A 26967-nucleotide genomic window follows, 5' to 3' on the forward strand; every position below is an offset into this window, starting at 1 on the left:
TCATGGAAAAGATTGTCAGCCACACCGGTATTGGTGTTCCACTGCGCCAGAGCAATGTGGACACGGACCAGATTATTCCTGCTGTTTACCTCAAGCGCATCACCCGTACCGGATTCGAGGATGCGTTGTTCGCGGGTTGGCGACGGGATGAGAACTTCATCCTGAACCAGGAACCTTTCAATACGGGCTCCGTGCTGGTGGCAGGTCCCGACTTCGGCACCGGTTCTTCGCGCGAGCACGCTGTCTGGGCGTTGAAGGACTACGGATTCAAGGCTGTGATCTCCGCTCGTTTTGCCGATATTTTCCGTGGGAACTCGGGCAAGCAGGGACTGGTTGCTGCTGAAGTGGCCCAGAGCGATATTGAATTGATCTGGAAGGAACTGGAGAACAATCCCGGCACCACGGTCACCGTTGACCTGGAATCGCGTACGGTCCAGTGCGGTTCCATCTCGGCACCGTTCCAGATTGACGACTACACCCGCTGGCGCTTGATGGAAGGCCTGGACGATATCGGCCTGACCTTGCAGCATGAGGAGGATATCACCGCATACGAAGCCAAGCGTCCTGCGCATAAGCCGCAGACTTTGCCGGCACGAACCGCAGGCTAAGCAACGAGTTCAAAGTAATTGGAATGGTCCGCTCCTCCCTGACGTTGTTAGGGGTGAGCGGATTATTGCATTCCTGATGGAATGAATTTCGGCAGAGCATAATAGGTCTGTCTGAAAGCATGCTCACAATGTGTGCGCCACGAGATGATCTGGGCATACTGGCAGGTACAGAGGCGGTATGCTTACTTAGTCCTGCCAGTTCGAAAGCCTAGAGGCTTCGGCGGGCGATAACGACTACGCGATGAGGTAATTCATACATGGGTAAGATCCTGACGATCCATGGTGGTGTCCCGCTCAAGGGCACCGTACGAGTCGGCGGAGCAAAGAACCTAGTGCCAAAAGCCATGGTCGCGGCTCTGCTTGGCGATACCCCTTCGGTATTGCGCAACGTACCGGAGATCAAAGATGTAGCTGTCGTGCGCAGCCTTCTTGAAATCCACGGTGTCAAGGTTGACCAGGACCCTGAAACCGGCGATCTCACCATGGACCCTACCCAGGTCAAGACCGCCTCGAACCAGGCGATCGATGCCCATGCCGGTGACTCGCGTATCCCTATTCTTTTCTGCGGACCATTGATCCACGCCCTGGGCGAAGCGTTCATCCCGGATCTGGGTGGCTGCCGCATCGGCGACCGTCCGATTGACTTCCACCTGGAAGTGCTGCGCGACTTTGGAGCGATCGTTGACAAGGCTGCCGATGGCATCCGCATCTCGGCCCCTAATGGGCTGACCGGCGCCAAGGTTGAACTGCAATACCCAAGTGTCGGCACCACCGAACAGGTACTGCTCTCGGCCGTTCGAGCCAAGGGTGTCACCGAAGTCAGCAACGCGGCCATTGAGCCAGAAATCCTAGACCTGATCTCGCTGCTGCAGAAGATGGGCGCCATCATCTCGGTGCACCGCGACCGCGTGATCCGCATCCAGGGTGTTGAGAAGCTTACGGGCTTCGATCACTCCGCTTTGCCTGACCGCAACGAAGCCGCGTCATGGGCCTCTGCCGCGCTGGTCACCAAGGGCGACATTTTCGTCCAGGACGCGACCCAGCGTGATTTGACTGCTTTCCTGCACGTCTACCGCCAGATAGGTGGTGAATTCGACGTCAAGTCCGACGGCATTCGCTTCTATCACCCAGGTGGAGACCTTAATCCACTGATCCTGGAAACCGACGTCCACCCGGGCTTCATGACTGACTGGCAGCAGCCGCTGGTAGTGGCCCTGACCCAGGCCAAGGGTGTATCGGTCATTCACGAGACCGTGTATGAGAACCGCTTCGGATTCACCGATGCGCTGGTTCGCATGGGTTCCACCGTCCAGGTTCACACCGACTGCCTCGGATCCACCCCTTGCCGCTTCGGGCAGCGCAACTTCAAGCATTCTGCTGTTGTCGTTGGCCCAGCGAAGCTGACCGGTGCCGACATCGATGTTCCTGATCTTCGTGGCGGATTCTCCCATTTGATCGCTGCCCTGGCTGCCGAAGGCACCAGCAAGGTCACCGGCATTGAAATCATCAACCGAGGCTACGAGCACTTCATGGAGAAGCTGCAGGCCCTGGGCGCAAATGTAGAGCTGAGCAACTAAAGGGGATCCGATTCGTGGTAAAGATTCTGGCCCCTGGCGAATCTGCTAAGACTAAACGGGTTTTCTCGCTATTGGCGGGCATTGTCCGTTCTGCCATGAACGGTTTGATGGGCAAAACGTGGAAGGGCTTCGAAACCCTCCCTCCGGGCGGGTACATCCTTTGCCCCAATCACCTGACCGAGATTGATCCGCTGGTTGTCGGCCATGCTATTTACAGCAATGGCCGGCTGCCACGCTGGCTGGCCAAGGAATCCTTGTTCAAGATCCCAGTGCTCGGATGGATGCTGCGCGAGACCGGCCAGGTTCCGGTGTCACGCAGCGCATCCAATGCTGGCGAATCGCTGGCCGCGGCCCGAAAAGTCTTGGACGCCGGCGGGGTCATAGTCATTTACCCGGAAGGGACTCTGACCCGCGACCCTGCTCTGTGGCCAATGGTAGGACGAACCGGTGCCGCACGTTTGGCCCTGCAGACTGGCGCACCAGTGGTACCGATGGCTCACTGGGGCGACCAGGAACTGCTGCCGCGCTATTCCAAGAAAATGTATCCGTTCCCGCGAAAGCACGTCACGGTGTCAGTTGGCCAGCCAGTGGATCTTGATGACTTGCGTGATGGCCCGCGGACTCGTGCAGTGCTGCAAGAAGCCACCGATCGCATCATGGACGCGATCACCGCACTGACCGCAGAACTGCGCCAAGAAGAAGCACCAGCTGCGCGTTGGGATCCCAGCAAGCATGGCCAGTCGAAGACTGGACGCAATTTCGATACCCCGGATAACTAATTACCTTGATCAACACCTTCCAGAGGACTGACATTGACTAAGCCGCTACCACGCAAAATCGCCGTCATGGGCGCTGGCAGCTGGGGGACAACCTTCGCCAAGGTGCTTGCTGATTCCGTTGCAGACAAGGGCATCGACGTTCAGATTTGGGCCCGTCGCGAAGACGCCGCCACTGAAATCAATGAACGCCACACCAATTCACGCTACCTGCGCGAAACCAAGCTTCCGGCCAACATCACGGCATCATCGGATCCGAAGACCGTTCTCACCGACGCTGACCTTGTCGTCTTGGCGATTCCGGCTCAGTCGTTGCGCCAGGAATTGGCGAAGTTCAAAGAATTCTTTGAACCCGGTGCGGTATTGCTTTCACTGATGAAGGGTCTTGAACGCGGGACCGATCTGCGCATGAGCCAGGTCATCGCCGAAGTCACCGGGCTGCCTGCAGAGCAGATCGCTGTGCTGTCCGGACCAAACCTGGCAATGGAAATCGCACGCGAGCAGCCAACAGCTTCGGTCGTGGCCTGCACCGATTCTGATATTGCGCAGTGGATTGCTGAACTGTGCTCTGCTGCATACTTCCGTCCCTACACTAACGACGATGTCTTGGGTGTTGAGCTTGGCGGAATCGTCAAGAACATCATCGCCCTTGCCGTTGGCATGTGCGATGGCATGGGAATGGGCGATAACACCAAGTCCACCGTCATCACGCGCGGCTTGGCTGAAACCACTCGCTTGGTCCTCGCCCTGGGTGGCCGTTTGGACACCTTGGCAGGTCTTTCTGGCTTAGGCGACCTTGTGGCTACCTGTTCTTCCTCGCTCTCCCGCAACAACACTGCAGGACGCCTGCTTGGCCAGGGGCTCTTCTTGGAAGAGGTCAATGACCGCATGTCGCAGACTGCGGAAGGCATCAAGTCAGCACGTGCCGTATTCGACTTGTCCCAGGCCCATCACGTGGAAATGCCAATCACCGAAGCAGTGGTCATGGTCCTGGAGGGCACCTTGAGCGTTGAAAATATGGCTGCACGCCTGTTGGCGCGTGAATTGAAATCTGAAGGAGAACGTCACTAATGACTGAACGCAAGCTCCGCGTCCTCTTGCTCTTCGGTGGCCGTTCCTCAGAGCACTCCGTTTCCTGCGTTACTGCGGCCGGCGTCATGCACGCCATCGACCGCGAGCGTTTCGAAATTGTTCCGGTGGGTATCACCCGCGACGGCGGCTGGACCCTGCTGGACGAGGATCCAGAAGGCTGGGCACTGAATGCTGGCAAGCTGCCAGAAATTTCCTCGGTGGATCATCCGGTGCATCTTTCCACCGACGCGCAGAAGACATCATTGCTGTCCTACTCGGACTCCACGGTGGCAGATCTGGGCGAGATCGACGTGGTCTTCCCGTTGCTTCATGGTCCATTTGGCGAAGATGGATCAATCCAGGGCATGCTGGAAATGGCTGGCGTTTCCTACGTTGGCTCGGGTATCGCAGCCAGCGCGATGGGCATGGACAAGCATTTCATGAAGGTAGTCTTCGAAGGGGCAGGCTTCAAAGTAGGCCCGTACGAAGTCATCACCAACAAGCAGTGGCTGCGCAACAGCGAAGCTGCCATGAAGCGTTGCGAAGACCTGCAGTACCCGTTGTTCGTCAAGCCGGCCCGTGCAGGATCTTCGGTAGGCATCACCAAGGTAGACGAGTCTTCGGGGCTTCGTGCCGCTATTGAAATTGCCCGTGCTGAAGATCCCAAGGTGATCATCGAGCAGGGGATCGTTGGCCGTGAAATCGAATGCGGTGTTCTTGAAGGCCGCGGCTGCGAACCTTCGCGTGCGTCATTGCCAGGCGAAATCGCGGTGGCAGATAACGAGCACACCTTCTACGATTTCGAAGCGAAATATGTTGATGGCGCCGCGGCCGAGCTCAGCTGCCCAGCAGATCTGAGCGAAGAAGCCACTCGCGAGATCCGCGAACTTGCAGTCAAGGCCTTCGACGCTATTGATGCAGAAGGCTTATCTAGAGTTGATTTCTTCTACACTCCTGAAGGGGAGTGGATCATCAATGAAATCAACACCATGCCCGGCTTCACGCCGTCAAGCATGTACCCGCAAATGTGGGCCAAAACGGGAATTGAGTACCGTGAACTTATTGATGAGCTGATTGGGCTGGCTACCGACCGGAATATCGGTTTGCGCTAATCCGGGAATAGCCGTTAAAGCGTGAGGGTGTGTTGAAGAATCAACACACCCTCACGCTTTACTTGTAGGCGATCCGCTTACAAGTTCACTGACTTGTCAACGCTGACGCACTTTTTGGAAGCCGGGATCTTCTGGGCTGCATCCGACAGCGTGGCCAGCACGGTACTTGACGGGATGACGTTAGGATCCAAGACGACTTCGGTCGCCGGCGTCCGGCCGTAAGTAGTCAAGGTCCAGATACCTGATTCTTCATCCTCATTCGCTACCCAGTCGACGTCATTCACGGATACGCAGGGGTCAGTAGTGGGTCCTGGAACTTCGACACCGCAACGCAAGACAACTTTTGACGGGTCGCCCCAGGCCGAGGTTGCCTGCGAGGTCGTTGAACGACGCTCGGCATCATCGATGGCTTCGGGCAGGACAACCATCATTTCCGCACAAAGCGGGTTGGCTGCGTCCGGGGCAGCGTCCACGGAAGCGACTGATGCGCAGCCTGCAAGTACTGGTAGTAATAAAGTACCGCTCATCACCAATGCCGAAGTTTGAGCAAGTTTTCGGTTAAGTTTTGGTGACAGTCGGGCTTTCAAGCTGATTTTAGACACGTTATAAGACTACATCGGCACTCTGAAAGATAGGATGTACAGAGTTGAAACTGTGAAAGGTAGCAAATGTCCTTTGAAGAGCACCCAGCGCGACCGCGCAAAAAGAAAAAGCGCACAGGGCGAGCCATCGTCTTAAGCGTGCTTGCCCTCGTCATGGTCGCGGCGCTTGTTGCCGCCGGTTACCTTTGGAACCTTGGCAGAACTTTCGACTCTGAAAGCCAGACGATTACGGATGCCTTCCCTGCCGAAGAAACTCGTCCTGAAGTCAATGACGAGTCCAAGGACGCCGTCAACATCCTGCTGCTCGGAAGCGATACTCGCGCAACTCGTGAGGCGGATGAGGACAGCGAAGACTTTGGTACCCTGCCTAACGGTGGCCGCTCAGACACCATGATGCTGGTTCATATTCCTGCAGACCGCGAGAATGTGTTTGTCACCTCCGTCATGCGCGACACCTGGCTTGATATTCCGGGCGTAGGCACTGCCAAGATCAACCGCGCTTTTGCCAGCGGTGGAGTGCCCAAAGCAGTCGAAACCCTTGAGGGGCTCTTTGGTGTTCGCATTAACCACGTCGCGTCCGTCGATTTCGAAGGATTCAAGGGTCTAACCGATGCAGTGGGCGGAGTTACCGTCAATAATCCGCGCGGCTTCAAGCAGTCGATTGTTAATGGCATGTACTTCCCAGAGGGTGTTCAAACTCTGGACGGTGAACAGGCACTGGCATTTGTCCGTGAACGCAAGTCCTTCCCAGGCAGCGACTACGAACGCGTCAAGAACCAGCAGCTTTTCGTCAAGGCTTTGCTTGGTCAGTTGATGTCCAAGGAAACCCTGACCAACCCGGGTAAGGTCTCTGAAGTTGTTTCTCAAATTGCACCGTTCATTGCAGTTGATGAAACTCTGGATTCTGGCAAGGTTGCCTCTTACGCTTCCTCCATGCTGAACCTGCGTTCGAACGATATGGAATTCTTCACCCTTCCTAACAAGGGTCCGGGACGTTCTGCCGACGGACAGTCCATTGTCATTCCGGATATGGAAGTGATTGAGAAGTTTGGCAAGGCACTGCAAGAAGACAAGATGGCAGAGTTCGTAGAAACTACTGACCTGTCACGATAACTCCACTGAAGGACCAACTTTCCATGACTCCCCAAAAACTCGATACCTCGGTGCGTGCCATCAGAGAATGGCTCGCACGGAGTGTCAAGAGTCTCGGGAACCATTCTGACCGGCTCAATGCCATCAACGTTTTCCCGGTAGCAGACGGAGATACGGGCAGTAACCTGTATCTGACTGCACGGGCAGGTCACGATGCAGTGAGTAAACTGGAAAGCGACGACATCGGTGGCTTCTTAGAAGTTGCTGCGCGCGCGTCAATGGAATCGGCGCGCGGCAACTCTGGAACCTTGCTGGCTGTGTTTCTCAGCGGCCTGAGTGAACCGTGGGTCGGTTACGAGCGGCTTACCGCTCCGCTGCTAGCTCTTGGGCTTGAACGCGCCAAGGTGCGCTCCTGGTCAGCACTGAGTGAACCAGTTGAAGGCACCATGCTCTCCGTGATCAACGCCATCGCGTTGGCCGCAGGCTCAACCCTTGCTCACTTGAAGTGTGATTTAGAGAGCCGTGCAGCGTTGGACACGGTATTGACCCAGATGAGCCAAGCGGCTCGATTGGCAGTGAAGGGAACTGAAACAGAGCTCCCGTCCCTCGTTGAAGCCGGTGTAGTAGATGCGGGCGCGGTGGGCATGCTTATCATCATCGATGAATTTTGCGCTGCTATTCGAAGCGACGCCACTGATTTTGAGTCCTACGAGAAATTCCATGGCTATCAGGTCCAGGATCCGCATGTTCATCTGAACAATGACACTGAAACCGGCGTCGAAGTCATGTGCACTGTATCTCTGGATGCATTAGGCGCTGCTACTCTGCGCGGTCAGCTAGATGCCATGGGCAATTCCGTGATCATGTCACCGGTAAACCAGCTTGAAGAAGACACTTACCGTTGGCGCGTACATGTGCATGTCCCGGAGTCTGAAAAAGCCTTGGACCTGATCAAGAAATACGGTGACCCAGTGAATATCAGCGTCACCGATCTGTGCACCCACGATGGCTGAAACAACGCTGACAACGTTTGAGAATGCAGAACTCTCAACATTCCTCGGAAATAAGAACGCCACCGCGCTGGAAAAGGCATTCGGCTACAGCACAGTGGGGGAGTTCCTCTGGCATTTTCCGCGGCGCTATGTCGAAGTAGGCGAACTTACGCCGATTTCAGAGCTTCCCTTTGACGAGCACGTCACCGTTGTAGCCCAGGTGGTCAACGTTAGCCAGCGACAGATGCACTCGCGTCGCGGTTTCATTTTTGAAGTGACCGTTAGCGATGAGCTCAGTGCAGGTGGCCAAGAGCTGAAGATGACCTTCTTCAATGGTTACCAAGCCCGAACGGACCTGGATATTGGAACTATTGCAATGTTCAGCGGCAAGGTTGGCTGGTACCAAGACCATCTGCAGCTGAGCCAGCCCGAATACGCGATCCTAGATGAGGCATCACAAGCGGATCCGCGCCCTATCCCGATCTATCCGGCTTCGGCGAAGATGCCGAATAAGCGCATCAGGGATTTGATGGCGTTGTTGATGGAACAATTCACAGATCAGAATCTTCCTGAATTTCTTCCAGCAGAACTGCTACGCACCCATCATTACCCAGTACGCCATCAAGCGTTCTTGGATCGACATTTTCCCAAAGAAATCAAGCAGGCATACGTGGCTCGACAGCGCTTTGCCTTTGAAGAAGCCTTCATGCTGCAGCTGGCATTAGGGGAACGCGGTCGCCAGCTGGGAGCGCAGAAAGCTATCGCGCGTCCACAGGTGCCAGGACGACTGGCCGATAAATTTGATGCCATCCTGCCGTTTACCCTGACTGAAGACCAGCTCCTTGTCGGAGAACAAATCTCTGCCGATCTGGCACAGCCACATCCGATGCATCGGTTGCTCCAGGGAGAGGTGGGCTCCGGCAAGACCATTGTCGCGCTACGCGCCATCTTGCAGGTGATCGATGCCGGAGGACAGGCGGCGCTCCTAGCGCCGACAGAAGTCCTGGCCGCCCAGCACTATGCGTCTATCAAGAAGATGCTTGGCAACCTTGCAGAACCCGGATTGTTCGGCGAAGGCGAGGGAACTGGAGTCGCGCTCCTGACAGGTTCGGCAAAAACTGCACAGCGTCGCGAAGCCCTATTAGGTATTGCCAGCGGTGAAACAGGACTGGTGATTGGGACGCATGCCCTGCTGGGCGATCAGGTGCAATTTGCTGAACTTGGCCTAGTCGTCGTGGATGAGCAACATCGTTTTGGCGTTGAACAGCGCGATGCCTTGCGGGCTAAGGCGGCCGGCTCTGTTCCGCATACACTGGTCATGACCGCTACGCCGATCCCGAGAACCGTCGCTATGACCGTGTTCGGCGATTTGGACACGTCGACAATCAAGCGCCTGCCCGCGGGGCGCGCACCGATCCAAACGCATATTGTGCCCATGCAGCTGACCGGTTTCCGGGACAGGTTGTTCTCAAGGATCATTGAGGAAGTCGGGAAGGGCCACCAAGTCTATGTGGTGTGTCCAAGAATTTCGGACACGACAGCGGAACAAGGCGTTCTCCTAGCGACCTATGAAGATTCTGCCGGACAAACCATGAGCGTCGAAGCCATGCAGGAGTTGCTGGGTGGGATGCCTGAATTTGTTGGGATACGTACCGAAGCGCTGCACTCGCAACTGGATGCAGCAGACAAGCAAGAAACCATGGATTCCTTTGCACGTGGCGAAATTGACGTGCTGATTTCTACGACTGTCATTGAAGTCGGTGTTGACGTTCATAATGCGACGTTGATGGTGATCATGGACGCTGAGCGCTTTGGCATCTCGCAGCTCCACCAGCTGCGTGGCCGCGTAGGCCGTGGCGGATTTCCCGGGACGTGCCTCATGACCACATGGTTGGACGCGGACCATCCGTCGGTAGGACGATTGAAGACGATCGAGTCAACAATCGATGGCTTTGAGCTAGCCGAAGCAGACTTGGCAGAACGCAAAGAAGGAAACATCCTCGGCGTTCAGCAATCGGGTAGCCGATCGTCGTTGCGGGAACTGAGCATCATCAAGGATCGCTCGCTTATTGAGCGGGCGAGAACCGATGCGGGTCTCCTCCTTGCCGATGGCAACTGGGGACGTCAACACCCCGGGCTCCTGGTGGCTGCCGGGAATTGGCTTGATGAATCCACCAAAGAATATTTGAATAAGAACTGATTGAAGGTAGATCTAGGCAATGAGCCGAATAATCGCTGGAGCCGCCGGCGGGCGTCCACTGAAGTCCGTACCTGGTGATGCAACACGCCCTACAACGGACCGGGTCAAAGAGGCCCTCTTCTCCCGTTTGGAAAGCTGGGACATCCTCTCCGGTGCACGAGTACTGGATCTCTTTGCAGGATCAGGGTCGCTAGGAGTCGAGACAGCCAGTCGCGGTGCGCGGCAGGTTGTTCTTGTAGAAAAGGCGCCCAAAGCGGTCTCTGTTTGCCAGCAAAATGCGGCACTGGTGAATAAGGTATTGAAGACCGATACCGTGACGGTTCAGCGCGGGAGCGTTGATAGCGTCCTCGATGGTTATTACAACGCGGTTTCTGGAGTGCCCAGCAAGACTTTTGACGTGGTCTTGCTGGATCCTCCTTACCCCCTGACTGAAGAAGAACTAGCTGTCACACTCGAAAAGATATCCAGAATCCTAGCTGAAGATGCCACCGTGATCGTCGAGCGTTCCGGTCGTTCACCCGAACCAACATGGCCGAGCGCCATGGAGAAGTTCGCCGACAAGAAATACGGCGAAACGCACCTATGGTTTGCAGAACCCATCTAGATCCATCGAATGGCGAACCTCTGACGGGTATGGTCCCGCTGCCTGGCATTCGAGTATTAGATCGTCCCGGAATCGTTGGCCGGACGCTGTCAATATCAAGTTCCCGGGGAAGCGCTTGGTAAACATCTCCGGACTTGAACTCAGCATCACGAATTCAAAGCTGGAACCTGCTGCCTCAACTTGAGAACAGGTGAAATCCAAGGGAGGATCATCGCCAATGTTCACGAACAGCAATCCGTCGTTGGCCAACGAATTCTTGAGTTCTGCATAGTAGCCGTCGGTGGTGAGGTGTTCAGGTGCGTCCGGCCCAGAGAAGATATCCAGTACGATGACGTCAAATTTTTCATCGACCAGTTGTTCAGCAAGCACGCTCCTTGCATCGGCAACAATTGGAGACAGGTCGCAGCCTTGAGGCAAAGGCAGATGCGTGAGAACGAAATCAAGAAGTTCCCGCTCAATGTCTACAGCTACGTGAGTACTCGATGGATAAACCACACTCGCCCAGCGAGCCAGAGTCAAGGCGCCAGCGCCGAGATGCAGCATCTTCATTGGACGCTCTTCTGGGCGCAGGACCTTCAGATGATTGGCAATGCGCGCGAGATATTCGTAGAAGACTTCTTCCGGATGCGAAAGATTGACATGCGACTGGGGCGCGTCGCCTATGGCGAGTATTTTTGACCCGGGGACCAAGTCATCGTCGTAAATCGTGGCGTGTTCCTGGACGAAACCAAGCCACCGTTTAGCCGGCTTTCGTGTCAATTGGAGAGCACCTCTGGCAGGCGCTGCAATCGCTGAACCGCATCGGAAATCACGTCAGGCTTTTTGCAGAAGGCGAAGCGCAGCAGACCCTGGTAATCATTTCGGTTTTCGGGACGGACAAAGGCCGACATCGGTATCGCTGCAACGCCGATGCGCTCGGGCATCATTCGTGCTACTTCAGCAGCATCATTCAATTCAAAGCCACGTACATCAGCAACCAAGAAGTAGGTACCCTTTGGGCGAATCACTGGGATGCCAGCTGTTTCTAGGCCTGATGCGAGAATTTCTCCCGACTGTCCGAGATCGGCGGCGAAGCGCTCGAAGAAGGCGTCTGGAAGTTGCAGGGCTTTCGCTACTGCCGGTTGGAACGCTGGGCCCGAGGAGTAGGTCAGGAACTGTTTCACTGTACGGACAGCAGTGATCAGTTGGCGAGGACCGGTTGCCCAGCCTACTTTCCAGCCAGTAAAGGAGAAAGACTTGCCCGCTGAAGAAATGGTGATGGTTCGCTCTGGTCCACCGGGCAAGCTCGCGATGGGAACATGTCGCACACCGAAAGTCAGATGTTCATAGACCTCATCGGCGATGATGATGCAGTTGTGCTGATGCGCCAGGGCAATGATTTCTTGGAGCACTGAAACATCTAATACGGTGCCAGTTGGATTATGGGGATTATTCACGAGGATTACCCGCGTCTGGTCAGTGACTGCACGTCGAAGGTCATCCAAATCTGGTTCGAAATCCGGAGCCTTGAGCTGAACGACCTTATGCACAGCGTTGGTCAACCCAATCATGGCTGCATAGGAGTCGTAGTAAGGCTCAAAGGTCACAACTTCATCGCCAGGTTCCAGGAATGCCAGCAGAGAAGCGGCGATGGCTTCAGTTGCGCCTGTGGAAACGACAATCTCAGTCTCCGGGTCAAGCTTCAACGAATAGAACCGTTCCTGATGCGCAGCGATAGCTTCGCGGAGGTTCAGGGTCCCTGAACCTGGTGCGTATTGATTAGCGCCATTTTGAATTGCGTCGATGGCAATTTGCTTGATTTCTGGTGGACCCTCGGAATCGGGAAACCCCTGGCCTAGATTGATGGCCTTGTGGTGATTCGCTAATGCGGTGATTTCTTCAAAGATCGTCACTCCGGGCTGTCCATTGGAATCTAGTAGGTTGGCACCATATGCGGTTCGCTGCCATGGAGTGAATTCAATGCTCATGAGTCCATTATCGTCTCGTACAGAGGAACGAGGGTATTAAGTCATGGAATCTTTACGAGACATTCACACCAGATCGCTAATTTGACATGAGTTCTTGATAGATTCAGTTCATGCGAAGAGCGGTATGCCCGGGTTCTTTTGACCCAATTCATAATGGACACGTCGAAATCATTGCGCGTGCGGCGAGCCTTTTTGATGAGGTGATCGTGGCAGTGTCCACGAATTACTCCAAGAAGTATCGCTTCAGCGAAGACGAACGAGTCGCCATGGTAGAAGAAACTGTCGGTGGACTGCGTGGGGTTTCCGCTGTGCCGATGGGCCAGGGGCTGCTAGCTGATTTCTGCAAGGAGCAGGGAGCGGAAGCAATCGTCAAGGGATTGCGTAGCACTGTTGACTACGCCTATGAGATTCCCATGGCCACGATGAATCGGCATCTGACAGGTGTTGAAACGGTCTTCCTTCAGGCTGATACGCGATACACGCATCTTTCCTCATCTCTGCTCAAGGAAGTACAGGCTCTTGGCGGGGACGTTGATGAGTACTTCCCGCGCGCTGTAATCAAGAGGCTTACTCATCCGTAGGTAGTTGCGCAATACTGTCGCCATTAACTAATCCGAAGATAGGGGATTCAACACTATGTCTGCACCTCGCGCTATTACCAAAGCGGTCATTCCGGCAGCCGGTTTAGGGACACGTTTCCTTCCTGCAACGAAGGCAATGCCAAAGGAAATGCTCCCAGTCGTCGACAAGCCAGCGATTCAATACGTTGTCGCCGAAGCTGCTCGTGCTGGGCTTAATGATGTCCTGATGATTACCGGACGAAACAAGCGCGCTCTTGAAGACCATTTTGATCGTGTTCCGTCACTGGAAGCGTCTTTGGAAGCGAAGGGTGATACGAAGAAGCTCGCGTTGGTGCAAGATGCCACAGCGTTGGGGGATATCCATTATGTACGGCAACGCGATCCTCGCGGGCTGGGTCATGCAGTCTTATGTGCCAAGCAACATGTAGGGGATGAACCATTTGCGGTTCTTCTCGGTGATGACTTGATCCATGAAGATGATGACTTGCTTTCTTCCATGATTGACATTCAAAAGTCGACTGGCGGTTCAGTTATTGCTCTGATGGAAGTTGATCCGAAACAAATCAGTGCTTATGGATGTGCAGATGTGTCCCCGGTAGAGGATGCCGACTACGTCAAAGTTAATGGATTGGTTGAGAAACCGAGCGTTGAAGAAGCACCGAGTAATCTAGCTGTCATTGGACGTTATTTACTGCATCCCCGTGTATTCGAGATTCTGAAGCACACGGCTCCCGGTAGGGGCAATGAAATTCAGTTAACGGATGCTCTACAAGAGTTGGCGACTGCCGACGGGGAGGGAGCTGGTGTGCACGCTGTAGTTTTCCGAGGTCGGCGTTACGACACAGGCGACAAACTAAGTTATCTGCAAGCGAACATTGCCCTTGCTGTGGAGAACGAAGAACTCGGGGCCAACTTGAAGACTTGGCTGAAGAATTTCGTTAGAACTCTAGAAGACTAATTCTTGACCTAGGCTACTCAGGATAATCACATTTATCTTGGGTAGTCTTTTTCATTGCGCGAAGTCACCCAGGCTGCCGTTGACCTTGGGGGATCGTTGCCCGGTGGAGTAGGAATGAGAATAGTGCAAGACCAAGATTCAGTCTTTTTGTCGCGGAGCGCGCGGACTCGATCTGAACGTCGGAAAAAGAAGAGAACACAAGGCATCGTCGTGTCTGTAGTTGTAGTGCTCCTGGTGGCAGTGCTCAGCACCGGCTATGTTCTTTTCGATTTGCAGCGCCAGTTCAACACGAAATCTAATACCGTGGATTTAGGATTTTCAGACGCCGAGGAGCAAGCTCGTCCGATCAAAGATCCTGAAGATAAGTCCATGAATGTCTTATTACTGGGCGTCGATCATGCAGATGAAGGTACTGCCGATGCTCAAGCTCTTGATGGGGCAGTTTCACAACGTAGCGATTCAATGATGCTTGTTCATATCCCGGAAGACCGCTCACAGGTCTACGTTATGTCGATGGTTCGAGACATGTATGTGGAGATTCCGGGGCATGGAATGAACAAGCTCAATGCCGCGATATCGCTTGGCGGGGTTCCTCTGTTGATGCAAACGATTGAAGGACTCTTCAGCACCAAGCTTGATCATGTAGCCATGGTTGATTTCGAAGGGTTCCGTGAATTATCGACTGCTCTCGGTGGTGTGACTGTAAATAATGAGATCCCATTCACGGCAAACGACACGGACTACTTCTACCCAGCCGGCGACATCACGCTGGAAGGCGACCGCGCACTTCGGTTTGTGCGCGAGCGAAAGTCGTTTACCAATGGTGATTACCAACGTGTCGCGAATCAACGCAAGTTCATCGCTGCAGCAGCAAATCAGGTGCTCTCATCAGGAACATTAACTAACCCTGTCAAGCTGTACGAAATCGTCGACAAGGTTTCTCCCTATCTCACCTTTGACGACAACTTTGATGCCGCAACCTTGGTCGGACTGGGTTTGCAACTCAAAAACGTGGACACGGAGAATATGGAGATGTTCACCATGCCAACTGCTGGAACATCGACTAGTGCAGACGGGCAATCAATAGAATTGGCAAGCGAACTCGCTATTGCTCAAATTAGCGAAGCTTTGCAAGGCGATGCCATGGCTGACTACCTTCGCGAAAACCCGCCTGAAACACCGTAAGTAGTAGATGTGGGATGTACTACACCAAGCTGAAGAGCGAAAGCCAGAAGAACAGCTCTCCATCTACTAGACTTTGTACATCTATGCTTAGCCGATAATGCATCAAGAAGCATTCGAACAAGAGGACATAATTCGCATGACAGTTGCAGATGAGGCCGAAAAATACGGCTTGCACCGTGTTGGTGCAAGACCAACATTGGTCAACTATCTGAAGCAGACATGGCAACGCCGCGAGTTCATTTATGAGCTGGCTAAAGCACGCGTCCAATCGCAGAACCAGCGAAATCGCCTGGGGATGGTATGGATCGTAATCAAGCCGACATTCAATGCTTTGGTGTACGGATTTGTCTTCGGCATCTTGCAGGGCGGCGCACGAGGTGTCGATTTCCCCGTTTATGTCGTGATCGGCGTTTTCCTTTTCGAGTTCTTCTCAACCTCGATGAACGGCGGAGCCAAGTCGATCACGGGGAATGCGGCTTTGGTGCAATCTCTTGCCTTCCCACGATTATCTCTGCCTGTCGCTCAGGTTACCCAGAACTTGCTGACTCTCATGCCAATGATCGCAGTGATGTTCATTTACGCTCTGATTCTTGGTACCAGCCCTAAGTGGACTTGGTTTGGGATTATACCGATCCTTGCAATCTTTACTGTTTTCAACCTCGGAGTCGCGTTAATTTGTGCTCGCATCACTGTGCACGTCCGTGACTTCTCGAACGTGTTACCCATGATTGGCCGCGTTCTGTTTTACACCTCAGGAGTGCTTTTCAGCGCAGAACGACTTCTGAATCATTGGCCCTGGATGATTGCAATCTTCGACATACATCCGATATATCAGACCCTGCAATTGGCTCGTGGATTCATCATGGATCATGCTGAGTATGACCCGCAGGCATGGTGGGTTATATCCGTTTGGGCAATTTTCATGCTTATCGCTGGGTTGATCTTCTTCTGGAAGGCCGAAGAAAGGTACGGACGTGCGAATTAGTTTCGATGATCTGATTAACCCGCAGCTGCATCCGGAGTACGAGCCAGCGCCTATATTCTCAGATGACACCTCCTTCATCGACGTTGTGACGCCTGACCAAGTCGAGTCGCAGTCGATTACTGTGGATTCGTCAAGGCAGCCTGTCGTCATCGTCGATAATCTGCATGTGAAGTATGAGGTGTTTGCAAGTGGCAAGGCAATTGGAAACGCAGGCGCCCGCCGCCTTCTCCAACCAAAGCTCAGAGGTGTTCGAACAGTTCATGCGCTCAAGGGAATTTCCTTTGTCGCCTATGAAAATGAATCAATCGGTGTAATTGGTTCGAACGGCTCGGGCAAATCCACGTTGCTTAGGGCCATCACTGGACTGACTCCGCCATCGGATGGCGCAGTATTCGCTCGTTCACGCCCCAGCCTACTTGGCGTAGGCGCAGCTTTAATCCCCGATCTTTCAGGCGACAAGAACATTACCCTAGGTGGGTTGGCGCTTGGATATAGCCGCGCTGAAGTCGAGAAGATGCGGGAAGAGATTACGAAATTTGCCGAGCTCGAAGAGTTTATCGACCTCCCAATGCGTACATATTCTTCGGGCATGGGCGCAAGGCTAAAGTTCGCGATTGCAGCTTCTAAAAAACATGACATCCTCATTGTTGATGAGGCTCTTGCTGTAGGCGATGCGAAATTCCGAAAGCGCAGTGAGGCCAAAATCCGCGAAATCCGGGATAGCGCGGGTACCATTTTCAATGTTTCCCACTCTATGAATTCCATCAAGGAAACCTGTGATCGTTGCATCTGGATTGAAAAGGGTGTGCAAATGATGGATGGTGACACTGCTTCAGTGATAAAGGAATATCAGAAATTCTTGAAAGCGAAGAAGTAAGGCCCGCATGACTCAACTTCCTGGCGTTTCCTATGTCATGCCCGTGCTGAACGAAGCGGACTACCTTGAAGAAGCGGTAAGTTCGATCTTGGGGCAGGACTATTCTGGCGAGAAGGAACTTGTACTGGCATTAGGGCGCAGTACTGATACAACAAACAACGTTGCCCGACGCCTGGCTGATGCCGACGCAAGAATCGTATTAGTCCATAATCCTCTTGGCAGAACACCCATTGGTCTCAACTTGGCTATTCGGGCGTCTACTTTGCCGATAGTTATTCGCGTCGACGCCCATAGCGAGCTGCCGTCGCACTACACACAACGTGGAATCGAAACTCTTTTTCGCGTGAATGCGCACGACGTTGGGGGACTGATGGACGCAAAAGGGCGTACACCTGTCCAGCGAGGAATCGCAGCGGCTTATCATTCGAAGTTTGGTTTTGGCGGACCGGCATATCATTCGGGTGCCCCAGAAGGCCCTGCTGAATCTGCGTACCTCGGTATCTTTCGTCGCGAAGTATTTGAAGAAGTCGGTTACTACAACGAGGAACTATGGCGAGCCCAGGATTGGGAACTCTGCTTGCGTATTCGCCAGGCGGGCCACACCGTTTGGTTCGATCCAGAACTAAAGGTCGGCTACTATCCGCGTGATAGCTTCAAATCCTTGATTAGCCAGTCCAAGGCCTCGGGGACTTGGCGAGCAGAAATTGCGCGGCGCTTCCCTGAAGGTAAGTCGTTGCGCCACGATGTTCCACCACTATTGCTTTTGGGGGTCGCAACGGGACTAGCGGCAACTGTAATTGAGCCGCTAGTTCGCGAAGCAGCCCCAACCGGTGTGAGCGTAGTTTTGAACTTGGCCAAGGCCGTACCTGCGGTCTATGCAGCGATCGCGTTGGCTGCGGGGCTGACTAGCAACGCAAAAGGATTGAAAGACAAGTTGCTGGCAGCATGTGCTTTCCCCGCAATCCATTTGCCTTGGGCTTTTGGATACATCAAGGGTCGTTTTTGCGGGGCAGCCGGCACTGTCGACAAAGGGCGCGTTAGGTAATCATGGTTGAACGTCCAAAGAATCCAACGCTCGAACAGCTGCGTGCGGTCTGCCAACCTCCGGAAGTCCGTGCGCGTAAGAATGCCGAGCACTGGACAGCTGAGCTGTACCTGCGTCATATCTCCATTTACCTCACCGCAATACTGGTGCGCACGCGTATCAGTGCCAATGGCGTTACCGGCTTGATGATTCTTGCGGGTTGGATCATGTCTCTAGCGTTGTTGATCCCTGGCATCTGGGGACCGTTGCTGGCAGTAATCTTGTCGCAGCTCCAGCTGTATTTTGACTGTTCTGACGGAGAAGTCGCACGTTGGAGGGGAACTCAATCTCCTCGCGGTATTTTCATTGACATGGTTGGGCACCACACAACAGAGGCGCTGATCCCAATTGCTTTGGGCTACCGAGTCTTCAGAGAACTATCTGCGGATGATTCCTCAGTTGAGCAGGCCTGGCCTACACTGTTCATGGCCGCTTGCCTGTCGGTTCTTCTGGTCCTGAACCGTTCGCAGTCACTCATGGTTCATGCGGCCAGAGGCATGGCGGGTCTCGGGAAATTGCCGGATACTGCCGCCGCCAGATCTGTTCCAACAATTTCATTCGTTGGAAAGCTGCGTTCCTTGGCTCGCTTCTTGCCATTCCATAAGCTACTGCACGCAGTGGAACTATCGCTGATCATTCTTGGATGCTCAATTATCTCCGTAATCGTTGGTATTCCAGGAGTCGCTGAAAAGTGGATGATCTGGATCCTGTTGCCTGCATGCGTCTTGGTGAACTTTGGGCATTTCCTTTCCAATATGGCCTCGTCCCGACTCAAAGCATAGTTTGACCTAATTCCGTATATCCCACCGCCTTAGAGGACAAATGCCTGCAGAGATCAAGCCAACCATCGGCGTAGTTGTGTTGACCATGGGTAACCGCCCGGTTGAGCTCCGACGCGCCCTGGAATCTTTGCTGGCTCAACGCTCAGTGCTGATTGACGCTGTAGTCGTAGGCAACGGATGGGATCCTACGGATATCCCTGAAGGGATCAAGACTCATTTTCTTCCAGAGAATTTGGGCATTCCGGCCGGCCGCAATGCTGGAGTGAACCAGGTAAATGGCGAATACTTGTGCTTCCTCGATGACGATTCATGGTTCATCGATGATGACTTCTTGATTACGGCTGTCGAACGGTTCAAGCATTACCCTCGCATGGGGCTGTTGCAGCCGCGCATCACTGATCCGGAAAACGAAGAACAGAATCCACGACGTTGGATCCCGCGATTGAAAAAACGAACGGCAGTTGAACCAAGCAAAGTTTTCCACGTGGGTGAAACTTGCCTAGTTACTACCCGTAGAATTTTTGATTCCACTGGTGGCTGGGCAGGGGGATTCTGGTACGCGCATGAAGGCATCGAACTTGCCTGGCGTGTATGGGACACCGGCACTTACGTCTGGTATGCCGGCGACATGCAGATTGGCCATCCAATCGTGGATCCACGACGCCACGACGAGTTCTATCGTTTGAATGCCCGAAACCGGGTGTGGCTGGCTCGCCGTAACTTGCCCGTGCCGCTGCGTTGGATCTATCCAACAACCTGGATGCTCATTGAGTGCTTGCGGCTGCGACACAACAAAAGCGCTGTGTCCCAGTACATAGCCGGATGGCGGGCAGGTTGGACCGGCAGCCCCTGGTACCGTGAACCACGGCCTAAACTTAGATGGAAAACAATAGTTCGCATGACCCTCGCGGGTCGTCTGCCTATTATCTAACGACGAATACAAGTGAGCGCCACTAGCTGAGCAAGCGAAGCTATTACCTTACTTCGAAAGGGACCCATGACTAAAACTGTTTTGACGTACGGAACTTTTGACCTGTTCCATATCGGCCACCTGAATATCCTGAAGCGTCTTAAGGAGAAGGGCGACCGCCTGGTTGTTGGCGTATCCACTGACGAATTCAACGCCATCAAGGGCAAGAAGCCTGTAGTTCCTTTCGAACAGCGTCTTGAGATCGTCCAGGCCATCAAATACGTAGACCTCGCCATTCCCGAAGAGAACTGGGAACAGAAACGTACGGACATCAAGAAGTACGATGCAAAGGTCTTCGGCATCGGCGAAGACTGGATGGGCAAGTTTGACGACCTCGGTGATGAAGTCGAAGTTGTCTACCTTCCACGTACCTCCGGTATCTCGACAACTGAAATGAAACGTGTCCTGAGCGAGTTCGATGAGCGACATGTCACGTCGTTAAAGAACACATTGGACACTTTGAGCCAGATCGTGAAGGAACTGAGCTAGTAAACTCGTTTAGTTGTAAGTTGTTGTTTTCGAGATTTGAAAGTACTCATGGCTAGCGAGCACATCACAGACTCCATCAAGTCCAGCGTAAAGGGCGCCCTGCAAAAAGTGGGGCGACGTCCGGAAGCAAAACGGATATCCCGTCTGATGGGGCTAACCGGTCGTCCGTCGGCCAATGTGAATGTTGGTGTATCCAATATTCCGGTACCAGGATCTGTAGCGGTTTACTTCGGCGATGGCGCTGACAAGATCTATCAGGTGACTCAGTGGCTTCCGGTGCTTGAAGAACTCCATGAGAAAGAAGAAGTTCTGCTGGTCTTCCGTACTTTGAGTGCTTTCAAAGCGGCGGAGAAATTTACAGACCTGCCACGGATCTATGTACGCCGATTGACCGATCTCATGGATCTTTATGATGACAATGACCTGAAGCTGGTCATATACACCAACAATTCGCGCACGAATTTCCAGTCCCTGGATCACCCAAGGCTTGTTCACGTGCATGTAAACCATGGTGAGAGCGACAAACTCTCGATGGTTTCGAATAAGGCCAAGGCCTACGACAAGGTTTTTGTCGCAGGCCCTGCAGCCATCAAGCGCCACGAGGCAATGTTGATTGACTTCGAGTTCAACAAATTGGAAGTCACCGGTCGTCCGCAGCTGGATATCAACTTCGAACTTGAATTGGAACCAAGCGAGAAGTTCGATGTCATGTATGCGCCGACGTGGGAAGGGGAAAACGAAGACAACAACTACACCTCGTTGGACAAATACGGTGTTGCCATTGTCGAGTCATTGTTGGAGAACCCTTCTTGGCGCGTCGTCTACAAGCCGCACCCACGAATTCAGGAAAGCAATACTCCTGGCGTTGCTCAGGCACACGCACGCATTCTGGAAATGATCGAAGCTGCCAATGAAGCCGGCGGAGAGCACGCGATATCCGAACAGGGCAATATCTTGGCCATGTTCGAGTCGACCGATGCGCTGATTACCGATGTTTCCAGCGTAGGCCTGGACTACCTGTACCTCCACCCGGGCAATCCGTTAGTCATTTCCGACCGACGTAGTAACCGCGAAATTCTTCACCGCGATGCACCCGTTGCGCAGGCCTGCCACGTGGTAGACCAAGATAGCGTGAAGAACGTTGGAGACCTGCTCGCCGATGCACTGACTCGTGACGGACACAAGGATCAGCGCATTGAAATGCGCCAGTTCTACTTTGGCGACCTGAACCGAGGCGATTCAACTAAGCGATTCCAGGACGTCATTCAGAAGCTGATTGTTGAACGTCAAGGAAAGCTGGAGAACTTCCGGGGTTGGCACAGCTAGAGGTCCGCTGACTCCTTGGTCCCGATTCGTACCATACGAATTGGGACCAATTGCTTTAAGCGCCAGATAATGACAACGCTCCAGTCGAGGCAGACTCTATGGCCATTTGCAGGTGTCCGTGGCGGTTTCAAACTGATTTGAGCGCCCATGGGCGGTAATCTTAGACTGTGAATCACATGAAATGACGGCCACTGCCGTGTGGTGCTAGCGGCCTATTCATGTTGTACACGCGCGATTTCCAGGCTGTTCCGCTGAAAGACTGAGGCGGGGGATAACAGCTAAAACATTGAAGGACACTATTCGTGGCAGTTGAAATTCGAGCTATGCAAGACTTGGCGCAGTCAGCGATGCAGACTTTGCGTACCCAGCGGTTGAAGCGTAAGAAGTATCGCTACTACAGCGGCTACCAAGAGCTGAACCTTGCAATTCGTGATGAAGTTCTGCATCTGGACGCTAGCGTTGCCCATTCCGTGCAATCCGTTTCGGTATTACACGGTAGCCATATCGTTCTTTCTGTTGCGCCACTTACGTCTGATCTAGTCAAAAACGGTCACGATGAATCCCATCGAATCCATGCTGAGATCTCTCTGCATCCCCTTCTTGATCGGTGGCAAGACTATCGCGAACTCGCTTCCAGTGACGAAGAGCCGGAATCCAGCGTTCCTGATTCGGATGACGCAGATGACAACCACGTGACTCTAGAAAATGACCTGTACGCCGGTACGGTTCGTCTTGCACTAACCTTCAGCTCCGAATTCGATCAATTGCCTCCGGGTATCGCATGGTTGCAGCTAACTGAAGACGGCGAACTGCTCAGGCGCAAAGAGGTCCGGGAACGGATCGACGTTGGGGAACTAATCCTCAGCGGCCCTGTTATCGCCCACCGTATTCTGGGGCGGTTCTCGTCGACTACTTTTAGCCATGACACGGTCTATAATTCAGGCGAACGCAGCGTAGGACTTTATATCAATAAGAAGGCCGAAGTGGCTTTGGCCCTGAACCGCCCTCTACGCTTCAAATATCGAATTCGTACTGACATCACCCGGATCCACGACGGCATGCTGTCGTTGGGCGGAGTGCTGGAAACGCAGAGCGACCGGTTGTCCTCAGTCACTTTGCAACTGGTTGGACGAAAATCGGAATTTGCAGTGGAAGTTCCAGCGGAGCTGGTTTTCGACGAAAAGCATGCAGCAAAGCGTTTTGGACGTGCTATCTACAGCTGGTCAGCAACCCTGGATTTCAAATCTGCTGACTGGGAGGCGATCGATCGTGGAGATAATTACGATCTCTATTTGCTGGCGACTTCGAATTCCAGCGGTGAGCTTGCACGCATCCGGGTGACTCGTACCCCGTTTGCCGTGCGCAGCACGACGCGGGCGGATGCGGTGACAATCGGTGAACAGACTCTAGCGATTTCTCCGTATTTCACCTTCAAAGCAAAATCAACATCGGTGATTCTGGAAGTGTTCGACAAAGAAGCCTTTGCCGTACTTGCTAACGCTAAACAGCGTAGTTTCCCAATCAGCCAGCCATCGGATTCGAAGCCGATTTGGATCGTCGGCGAACTGTCCTACAAGGCTCAGGACAACGGGCTGCATCTGTTCAAATACCTGCGCAAAGAACGCCCAGATATTGATGCATACTATGTCATCGATGAGAAAGCTCCCGATTTGCGGAATTTCGATTCCATGGATCACGTCGTTTTCCATGGCAGCAAAGAACATTTTGAATTGGCTATTCGTGCACAACGAGTCATCGGCACGCACCATGCCGATTACTTGTACCCAACAAGGCACCATAGCTTCTCGTCGCGTTGCCGCGCTACTCGGGTGTTCTTGCAGCATGGCGTCATGGGAACCAAATGGATGGTTCCCAACTACGGCAAGAATTCACCTGGCTTTGCGACGGACCTGTTCATGGTTTCCTCTGAGCGCGAGAAGCAGTACATCGTTAAGGACTTCCTTTATTCGCCTGACGAAGTCAAGGTCACCGGGCTATCCCGGTTCGATTCCTTGCTAGCGACGGATTTGAGTGTTAACGAGAACATGCTCCTGATCATCCCAACGTGGCGTGATTGGTTGCAGAATGAGGAAGTTTTCCTTGAATCGGACTACCTCGAGCAATGGAAAAACCTGCTTAATTCGGCGGAACTTGCAGAATTAGTCCAGAGGCATGGCCTGGAAGTTGTTTTCTGCCTCCATCCCAACATGATGCAATTCAGGGATCATTTCGCTGGCACGCCCGCTCGACTAATTGTCCAAGGTGAAATTGACGTCCAGGAACTAATCAAGACCGCGGCAATCATGGTCACGGATTACTCTTCAGTGAACTTTGACTTCAGCTTCCTGCACAAGCCTGTTCACTACTACCAGTTCGATCGCTCTCGCTTCTTGGGACCGAGCGGATCGCATTTGAACTTGGACGACGAATTGCCAGGCCGCATTGCCTTTGATGCAGAAACATTGCTGCATGATCTTTCGCGTACCCTGCAACGAGGTAAAGCCATGGAAGACAAGTACCGTCAACGTGCTGACGTGTTCATGACCCACCGGGACCAAAACAATTCGCAACGCATAACGGGAGAAATAGAGCGAGCCGAGTTGCGTGGCAGACCCAACGTTGGCTGGCGTGCCGAATTGCCGGTTAAGTTGAAGAACAAGTTCCGTAGGAACAAGCGGTACTTTGACGTCATGCGCAAGCTATACAAGTTGTACAAGCTTGCTCCCATGGAAGAAGACCTCATCGTCTTCGAATCGGGTCTCGGGAATCAGTACGGCGACTCTCCTCGGTATATTTACGAGGAATTGCTGCGACAAGGTGACACACGTCGCAAGGTATGGGTTTACTCGGGAAAGCACCGCTTCTCCGATCCTTTGACGACTACCGTTAAGCGATTGTCCCCAGAATATTTCTGGCATCTCGCACGGGCAAAATACTGGGTGAATAACCAGAGCTTCCCGCACTATGTGAAGCGTCGCGCGAAGGGAGTGTTCCTGCAGACCTGGCACGGAACACCACTCAAACAGATGGCACTCGATGTTCGCGAAGTTCAAGGCCGCGATGAGGGGTATCTTGAGCGTGTTACACGAGCAACGCGCCAATGGACGCACCTCATTTCACCTTCTCGCTACACTAGCGAAATCATGCGATCCGCCTATGCATTCTCAGGCGAAGCCGTGGAGCTCGGCTATCCCCGAAACGACATCTTGACCGGTACCGACGTTGCTGAGCAAGAAAAGCGTGTACGTGATGAGCTTGCGATACCCCCAGGAATCAAGACCGTACTTTACGCGCCGACATTCCGTGACGATGCGGCTTCAAGCCGCGGTAAATTCAGATTCGACCTGCCAATGGATCTGGAGGAGTTCGACCGTCGTTTTGGCGAAGACACCATCTTGATGTTGCGCATGCATGTGCTGGTATCAAATGCCGTGTCGATTCCGGAGAGCCTGCGGCATCGCATTATCGATGTCTCGAGTCATCCAGATATTCAGGAACTGTACCTTGCTTCTGATGTATTGATTACTGATTATTCGTCGGTATTCTTCGACTACTCGCTGTTGCGACGACCAATTATCTTCTATGCATACGATCTGGAGAACTACCGGGATAATCTGCGTGGTTTCTATTTGGACTACGAGAGTGCGTTGCCTGGCCCAATTGTTGAAGAAGAGAACGACCTTTGGGATGCACTATCGTCAGCTTTGGCGGGGGCTGATCTGCCAGGGGTGAATCGAGACGAATTCATTCAACAGTTTGCCCCAAATGATGACGGGCATGCCGCGCGGCGCGTTGTTGAGCGCTTCTTCAAATAAGGAAGACACCGCAGCTTATTGAAATTGCGGTGCCGGGCCTCCTGCAGGCCCGGCACCACTATGCTGCTGAAGCTGGCTAGTGATCAGTGACGCTGTCTTCTTGCACTAGCGCCAGCGTTTCTGCAATGAAACGTTGCATGCTGGCACCGGGGGAAACGTCGCCAAAGTAGTAATTGACCAGTCCTCGTAGCTGCGGGTTATTGCCGGCCAAGGCTTCTCGCGCCAGCCGGCTGATTTCCGTTGCCGCCGCAGCTGTAAGGGCAGGCACCTGTTGCAGCGCTGGAGATTCATCAACGGTAGCCTCGGTCGACACCGGTTGCGTCACGAACATTGGTTTTCCTGTAGCTAAAAAGTCATAAGCAACTGCGGAAATGTCAGTCACGCAAAGGTCGGCAGCTGACCACTGCCAGCCCCAGTGGGCCGAGTCATCGAAAATGAATTGGGCTTTCGAAGTTTCGCTGTGCGCCCTCAGCTGTTTTCGGATTCTTTCTACGCCTTGCCCATAGGGTTTCGCACCCAGTCCAGAACGTGGATGGGGGCGAAAAATAACGTTGAATCCGCCGTCCTTGATCAAGGCGTCAATTAATTGTTCACCATGGGATAGTACGGAGCCATAATTCATGGAAGGCCGGTCGCCTTCCCAGGTTGGGGCATAGAGAAGCGTCGGTAGTTCCTTATTCAGGTCGACAGGCGACGCATAATCCACATCTATTTGCGGACGCCCAATTAACCGGCATCGCAACGAAGCGTCGAAATTGCGCAAGTGATTTACCAGGCGATCTCTAGCTGCTTCACCGGCTGAAAATACATAATCGTAGGCCTTGAGCTGGTTGGACCACATGTAGGCTTTTTCGCTTTCGCCATGGCAGATGAAGACATGATTAGGCGCATTGAACCGCATGATTTGAAAGTTCCGGATATTTTGATTCACGTAGAACACCACACGTAGATCCTGGGATTGCATGAATCGCTCAACATCTACCACGGCGGGGGCGAAGTGAATCGGTAGCGGGCATTCCTTGCGCAGCGACAGCGCAGTATCTGGACTTCGTGCGATGATTACCACCGGCACGAACTCTGCCAAGGCTAAAAGCGGTTCGTACCATTGCCTGATCTGGTAGGCGTTGGCCATCTCATCGGGAAAGTGCAGCGCTACCTTGTACCGGTCAGCGTCCACGGGCAGGTGGCGTAGTTCTGTGGCGTGGTTCTGAATGAACTTCAGGTGTCGCCGTGTCTCAAAGCGCGATTGCACTTTCTTGACGACGCTATTGACGGTTCGTAACACTTTCACGGAGAATCCCTCACCACTTAATT

Annotated in this window: 24 protein-coding genes; 20 read left to right on the forward strand and 4 right to left on the reverse strand. The window is 53.4% G+C overall.

Annotation, left to right across the window (positions count from 1 at the left end; all coding sequences use genetic code 11):
• Positions 1 to 2: 2 nt before the first annotated feature.
• The 5 genes from leuD to ACIP6G_RS04385 all read left to right on the forward strand — a co-directional run bounded on the left by leuD (position 3) and on the right by ACIP6G_RS04385 (position 5144).
• A complete protein-coding gene (gene leuD / locus ACIP6G_RS04365) occupies positions 3 to 608 on the forward strand; it encodes a 3-isopropylmalate dehydratase small subunit (protein WP_013348787.1) in 606 nt (201 codons plus the stop codon).
• A 257-nt stretch (positions 609 to 865) separates the two neighbouring features.
• Positions 866 to 2185, forward strand: coding sequence for a UDP-N-acetylglucosamine 1-carboxyvinyltransferase (gene murA / locus ACIP6G_RS04370; protein ID WP_332503888.1), 1320 nt, complete (start codon positions 866 to 868; stop codon positions 2183 to 2185).
• A gap of 95 nt (positions 2186 to 2280) precedes the next feature.
• Positions 2281 to 2964 carry a 1-acyl-sn-glycerol-3-phosphate acyltransferase gene (locus ACIP6G_RS04375; protein WP_105661158.1) on the forward strand — a complete coding sequence of 228 codons (684 nt, stop codon included), beginning with the start codon at positions 2281 to 2283 and terminating at the stop codon, positions 2962 to 2964.
• A gap of 33 nt (positions 2965 to 2997) precedes the next feature.
• Positions 2998 to 4032 (forward strand): NAD(P)H-dependent glycerol-3-phosphate dehydrogenase, encoded by a 1035-nt coding sequence (locus ACIP6G_RS04380; protein WP_400288809.1) that lies wholly within the window; start codon positions 2998 to 3000, stop codon positions 4030 to 4032.
• Positions 4032 to 5144, forward strand: a complete 1113-nt coding sequence (locus tag ACIP6G_RS04385) for a D-alanine--D-alanine ligase family protein (protein WP_400288811.1) — start codon at positions 4032 to 4034, stop codon at positions 5142 to 5144. Before ACIP6G_RS04380 ends, ACIP6G_RS04385 begins: the two co-directional genes overlap by 1 nt.
• Before the next feature lie 77 nt (positions 5145 to 5221).
• Here ACIP6G_RS04385 and ACIP6G_RS04390 read toward each other — a convergent pair whose 3' ends face one another.
• Positions 5222 to 5671, reverse strand: coding sequence for a DUF3515 domain-containing protein (locus tag ACIP6G_RS04390; RefSeq protein ID WP_400289345.1), 450 nt, complete (start codon positions 5669 to 5671; stop codon positions 5222 to 5224).
• A 141-nt stretch (positions 5672 to 5812) separates the two neighbouring features.
• On the opposite strand from ACIP6G_RS04390, the gene ACIP6G_RS04395 reads away from it, so the two are divergent.
• Genes ACIP6G_RS04395 through rsmD form a run of 4 tightly spaced genes read left to right on the forward strand, consistent with a single transcriptional unit; the run spans position 5813 to position 10634 of the window.
• Positions 5813 to 6859: an LCP family protein gene (locus ACIP6G_RS04395; protein ID WP_105661161.1), complete on the forward strand. Its 1047-nt coding sequence runs from the start codon at positions 5813 to 5815 to the stop codon at positions 6857 to 6859.
• A gap of 23 nt (positions 6860 to 6882) precedes the next feature.
• Entirely contained in the window at positions 6883 to 7851 is a 969-nt protein-coding gene (locus ACIP6G_RS04400; RefSeq protein ID WP_105661162.1) for a DAK2 domain-containing protein, read from the forward strand.
• Positions 7844 to 10030 (forward strand): ATP-dependent DNA helicase RecG, encoded by a 2187-nt coding sequence (locus ACIP6G_RS04405; protein ID WP_400288813.1) that lies wholly within the window; start codon positions 7844 to 7846, stop codon positions 10028 to 10030. The genes ACIP6G_RS04400 and ACIP6G_RS04405 overlap by 8 nt, the downstream gene beginning before the upstream one ends.
• A gap of 19 nt (positions 10031 to 10049) precedes the next feature.
• Positions 10050 to 10634 (forward strand): 16S rRNA (guanine(966)-N(2))-methyltransferase RsmD, encoded by a 585-nt coding sequence (gene rsmD / locus ACIP6G_RS04410; RefSeq protein ID WP_105661164.1) that lies wholly within the window; start codon positions 10050 to 10052, stop codon positions 10632 to 10634.
• On the opposite strand, the gene ACIP6G_RS04415 is transcribed toward rsmD, so the two are convergent.
• On the reverse strand, positions 10611 to 11393 hold the full coding sequence (locus tag ACIP6G_RS04415; protein ID WP_400288816.1) for a spermidine synthase: 783 nt from the start codon (positions 11391 to 11393) through the stop codon (positions 10611 to 10613). The genes rsmD and ACIP6G_RS04415 overlap by 24 nt on opposite strands.
• Positions 11390 to 12601, reverse strand: a complete 1212-nt coding sequence (locus ACIP6G_RS04420) for an aminotransferase class I/II-fold pyridoxal phosphate-dependent enzyme (protein ID WP_400288819.1) — start codon at positions 12599 to 12601, stop codon at positions 11390 to 11392. Before ACIP6G_RS04420 ends, ACIP6G_RS04415 begins: the two co-directional genes overlap by 4 nt.
• 110 nt (positions 12602 to 12711) lie before the next feature.
• Between ACIP6G_RS04420 and coaD the strand changes: the two genes are divergently transcribed.
• From coaD to ACIP6G_RS04475, 11 genes are all read left to right on the forward strand, one after another.
• Positions 12712 to 13182, forward strand: coding sequence for a pantetheine-phosphate adenylyltransferase (coaD, locus tag ACIP6G_RS04425; RefSeq protein ID WP_105661166.1), 471 nt, complete (start codon positions 12712 to 12714; stop codon positions 13180 to 13182).
• A 55-nt stretch (positions 13183 to 13237) separates the two neighbouring features.
• Positions 13238 to 14140 (forward strand): UTP--glucose-1-phosphate uridylyltransferase GalU, encoded by a 903-nt coding sequence (galU, locus tag ACIP6G_RS04430; protein ID WP_133833489.1) that lies wholly within the window; start codon positions 13238 to 13240, stop codon positions 14138 to 14140.
• Between the two features lie 210 nt (positions 14141 to 14350).
• Positions 14351 to 15325 carry an LCP family protein gene (locus tag ACIP6G_RS04435; RefSeq protein ID WP_400288821.1) on the forward strand — a complete coding sequence of 325 codons (975 nt, stop codon included), beginning with the start codon at positions 14351 to 14353 and terminating at the stop codon, positions 15323 to 15325.
• A 136-nt stretch (positions 15326 to 15461) separates the two neighbouring features.
• A complete protein-coding gene (locus ACIP6G_RS04440) occupies positions 15462 to 16310 on the forward strand; it encodes an ABC transporter permease (protein WP_133833488.1) in 849 nt (282 codons plus the stop codon).
• 85 nt (positions 16311 to 16395) lie between these two features.
• Positions 16396 to 17187: an ABC transporter ATP-binding protein gene (locus ACIP6G_RS04445; RefSeq protein ID WP_388022946.1), complete on the forward strand. Its 792-nt coding sequence runs from the start codon at positions 16396 to 16398 to the stop codon at positions 17185 to 17187.
• A gap of 7 nt (positions 17188 to 17194) precedes the next feature.
• Positions 17195 to 18232 (forward strand): glycosyltransferase family 2 protein, encoded by a 1038-nt coding sequence (locus ACIP6G_RS04450; RefSeq protein WP_400288823.1) that lies wholly within the window; start codon positions 17195 to 17197, stop codon positions 18230 to 18232.
• Between the two features lie 2 nt (positions 18233 to 18234).
• A complete protein-coding gene (locus tag ACIP6G_RS04455; protein WP_400288825.1) occupies positions 18235 to 19053 on the forward strand; it encodes a CDP-alcohol phosphatidyltransferase family protein in 819 nt (272 codons plus the stop codon).
• Positions 19054 to 19093: 40 nt separating this feature from the next.
• Positions 19094 to 19984 carry a glycosyltransferase family 2 protein gene (locus tag ACIP6G_RS04460; RefSeq protein ID WP_400288827.1) on the forward strand — a complete coding sequence of 297 codons (891 nt, stop codon included), beginning with the start codon at positions 19094 to 19096 and terminating at the stop codon, positions 19982 to 19984.
• A gap of 66 nt (positions 19985 to 20050) precedes the next feature.
• A complete protein-coding gene (locus tag ACIP6G_RS04465) occupies positions 20051 to 20512 on the forward strand; it encodes an adenylyltransferase/cytidyltransferase family protein (RefSeq protein ID WP_134780344.1) in 462 nt (153 codons plus the stop codon).
• Between the two features lie 48 nt (positions 20513 to 20560).
• Complete coding sequence (locus tag ACIP6G_RS04470; protein WP_388021791.1) at positions 20561 to 21838, forward strand: CDP-glycerol glycerophosphotransferase family protein; 1278 nt, start codon at positions 20561 to 20563, stop codon at positions 21836 to 21838.
• A 302-nt stretch (positions 21839 to 22140) separates the two neighbouring features.
• The gene (locus ACIP6G_RS04475) at positions 22141 to 25653 is read left to right on the forward strand and encodes a CDP-glycerol glycerophosphotransferase family protein (RefSeq protein WP_400288829.1); all 3513 of its coding nucleotides are present in this window, start codon (positions 22141 to 22143) and stop codon (positions 25651 to 25653) included.
• Positions 25654 to 25729: 76 nt separating this feature from the next.
• Here ACIP6G_RS04475 and ACIP6G_RS04480 read toward each other — a convergent pair whose 3' ends face one another.
• The gene (locus ACIP6G_RS04480; protein WP_133833482.1) at positions 25730 to 26944 is read right to left on the reverse strand and encodes a CDP-glycerol glycerophosphotransferase family protein; all 1215 of its coding nucleotides are present in this window, start codon (positions 26942 to 26944) and stop codon (positions 25730 to 25732) included.
• Between the last annotated feature and the right edge of the window lie 23 nt (positions 26945 to 26967).

Origin of the sequence: Glutamicibacter sp. NPDC088483 (assembly GCF_044753145.1) — a bacterium.
GTDB lineage: Bacteria > Actinomycetota > Actinomycetes > Actinomycetales > Micrococcaceae > Glutamicibacter.

Coding starts and splice junctions, on each gene's coding strand:
- ACIP6G_RS04455 (WP_400288825.1), top strand. CDS start 18,235: ATGGTTGAACGTCCAAAGAATCCAACGCTCGAACAGCTGCGTGCGGTC.
- ACIP6G_RS04390 (WP_400289345.1), bottom strand. CDS start 5,671: ATGAGCGGTACTTTATTACTACCAGTACTTGCAGGCTGCGCATCAGTC.
- ACIP6G_RS04465 (WP_134780344.1), top strand. CDS start 20,051: ATGACTAAAACTGTTTTGACGTACGGAACTTTTGACCTGTTCCATATC.
- ACIP6G_RS04375 (WP_105661158.1), top strand. CDS start 2,281: ATGAACGGTTTGATGGGCAAAACGTGGAAGGGCTTCGAAACCCTCCCT.
- ACIP6G_RS04470 (WP_388021791.1), top strand. CDS start 20,561: ATGGCTAGCGAGCACATCACAGACTCCATCAAGTCCAGCGTAAAGGGC.
- ACIP6G_RS04395 (WP_105661161.1), top strand. CDS start 5,813: ATGTCCTTTGAAGAGCACCCAGCGCGACCGCGCAAAAAGAAAAAGCGC.
- ACIP6G_RS04420 (WP_400288819.1), bottom strand. CDS start 12,601: ATGAGCATTGAATTCACTCCATGGCAGCGAACCGCATATGGTGCCAAC.
- ACIP6G_RS04460 (WP_400288827.1), top strand. CDS start 19,094: ATGCCTGCAGAGATCAAGCCAACCATCGGCGTAGTTGTGTTGACCATG.
- rsmD (WP_105661164.1), top strand. CDS start 10,050: ATGAGCCGAATAATCGCTGGAGCCGCCGGCGGGCGTCCACTGAAGTCC.
- ACIP6G_RS04405 (WP_400288813.1), top strand. CDS start 7,844: ATGGCTGAAACAACGCTGACAACGTTTGAGAATGCAGAACTCTCAACA.
- leuD (WP_013348787.1), top strand. CDS start 3: ATGGAAAAGATTGTCAGCCACACCGGTATTGGTGTTCCACTGCGCCAG.
- ACIP6G_RS04440 (WP_133833488.1), top strand. CDS start 15,462: ATGACAGTTGCAGATGAGGCCGAAAAATACGGCTTGCACCGTGTTGGT.
- ACIP6G_RS04450 (WP_400288823.1), top strand. CDS start 17,195: ATGACTCAACTTCCTGGCGTTTCCTATGTCATGCCCGTGCTGAACGAA.
- coaD (WP_105661166.1), top strand. CDS start 12,712: ATGCGAAGAGCGGTATGCCCGGGTTCTTTTGACCCAATTCATAATGGA.
- murA (WP_332503888.1), top strand. CDS start 866: ATGGGTAAGATCCTGACGATCCATGGTGGTGTCCCGCTCAAGGGCACC.
- ACIP6G_RS04385 (WP_400288811.1), top strand. CDS start 4,032: ATGACTGAACGCAAGCTCCGCGTCCTCTTGCTCTTCGGTGGCCGTTCC.
- galU (WP_133833489.1), top strand. CDS start 13,238: ATGTCTGCACCTCGCGCTATTACCAAAGCGGTCATTCCGGCAGCCGGT.
- ACIP6G_RS04400 (WP_105661162.1), top strand. CDS start 6,883: ATGACTCCCCAAAAACTCGATACCTCGGTGCGTGCCATCAGAGAATGG.